This window comes from Ideonella azotifigens, from assembly GCF_006519715.1.
Taxonomy (GTDB): domain Bacteria; phylum Pseudomonadota; class Gammaproteobacteria; order Burkholderiales; family Burkholderiaceae_C; genus Ideonella; species Ideonella azotifigens.
Genome location: NZ_VIDT01000927.1, coordinates 1 through 1,765 on the forward strand (window position 1 = coordinate 1; position 1,765 = coordinate 1,765).

Annotated in this window: 1 protein-coding gene and 1 pseudogene; both read right to left on the reverse strand. The window is 68.7% G+C overall.

What is annotated here, in order from left to right; all coding sequences use genetic code 11:
• A pseudogene (locus tag FKP22_RS29305) lies at window positions 1-448 on the reverse strand (hypothetical protein); the annotation flags it as partial.
• A gap of 125 nt (window positions 449-573) precedes the next feature.
• Window positions 574-1,765 (reverse strand): multidrug effflux MFS transporter (locus FKP22_RS29310; RefSeq protein ID WP_141291699.1); only part of this gene is annotated, 1,192 nt, incomplete at its 5' end.

Sequence of the window (1,765 nt, forward strand, 5' to 3'; positions counted from 1 at the left end):
GCGCTTCGGGGTTCTTGCCGGCAACCTGCAGGTCGTTGGGCGACTTGCTGCCCGGCGCACGGACAGCGCCCAGGCGCTGGGCCAGTTTTTCGCGCAGGCGGTCCATGGCTTCGGGGGGTGCGTCTGCTGGCTCGGCCTTCTCGGCCTTCTCGGCCTTCTCACCCTTTTGCGCTGTCGCGGCCGGCCTGGCCTCGGTCCTGGTTTCGGCCTTGGGCTCTGCCTTGGCTTCCTTCGGCGCGGGCGCCGAGGCAGGCTCGTTGGCGCGCGCGTCCGGCGCCACCATGGCCAGTGCAGCCAGCGCACCGATGGCCAGCAGGCTGACCGGGAACAGGCCCGTCACCCCCATGCGCGCGGCCAGCCGCTGCAACGCATGGCGGCAGTTGCCCGCGGTGCGGGAAATGGGACTCAGGAAGGCCAGCGGGTGGCGCGGGAAGATCGGGCGGTACATGCGAAGCTCCAGGCAAGGACCGGGCAGGTCCTTCGCTGGATATCGACTGCCGCCCTCCGCCGCTTGAAGCGGACTTGGGCCGGTTTTCCGGCGCTGATCCGGGCTTCAGCGCGCCGCCAGCAACCTCACTTCAGATCCAGCGCCGCGCGCTTCAGGTCGGCATGCGTGGGCAGCGTGAGCCGCGGCCGGACCCAGATCCAGGCGACCACACCGACTGCCGTCATCAGCGACGAGGCCACCGCCAGCAGCACCGTCGAATGCATCACCAACGGCGCGATGGCACCGGCCACCAGCGCATTGGCCACGCTGCCGATGCAGGCCTGCAGCGACGAGGCCATGCCGCGCCGGGTCGGTGCTTCGTCCAGCACCAGCAGCGTGACCACTGGCACCATCAGCGCCCAGCCCAGCGAGAACAGGCCAATCAATGGCAGGTGCCAGATCGGCGATGGCGGCAGCGTGAGGTTCAGCGCCAGGTTCAGCAGCGAGACGACGATCATCACGATGAAGCCCCAGCGGATCTGGCGCTGCGGCGTGATGCGGCCGGCCAGCCGGCCCGAGAACCAGGCGCCGCCCATGATCCCGCCAATCGTCATTAGGAAGAACCAGAAGAACTGCGTGGGCCCGAGCCTCATGTGCTCGCCCAGGAACACCGGGGCCGACAGCACGTACAGGAACATGCCGTTGAACGGCACGCCGGACGCAAACGCCAGTGCCATGAAGCGCGCGCTGGAGACCATGTCCCAGTAGCCGCGCATCAGGTGGCGGGCATTGAAGGGCTGGCGCTGGCCGGGGTACAGCGTCTCGGGCAGCAAGCGCCACATCACGCCCAGCAGCAGCGTACCGACCAGGACCAAAAACCAGAAGATGGCGTGCCAGCCGATGTGCACGAACAGGAAGCCGCCGAACAGCGGCGCAATGGCCGGCGCCACGCCGAAGTAGATCGTGACCTGCGACATCACGCGCTGGGCCTCGGCCGGCGGGAACATGTCGCGGATGATGGCCCGCGAGACCACCATGCCCGAGCCGGCCGACATGCCCTGCAGCGCGCGGAACAGCACCAGCGCGCCGATGGACTGGCTCATCGCGCAGCCGATCGAAGCCAGCGTGAAGACCATCAGCCCGACCAGCACCACCGGTTTGCGGCCGAAGCTGTCGGCCAGCGCCCCGTGGAACAGGTTCATCAGCGCGAAGCCCAGCAGGTAGGCCGACAGCGTCTGCTGCATCTCCACCGGCGTGGCGCCCAGCGACTGCGCAATGCCGGTGAAGGCCGGCAGGTAGGTGTCGATGGAAAACGGGCCCAGCATGCCCAGGCAGGCC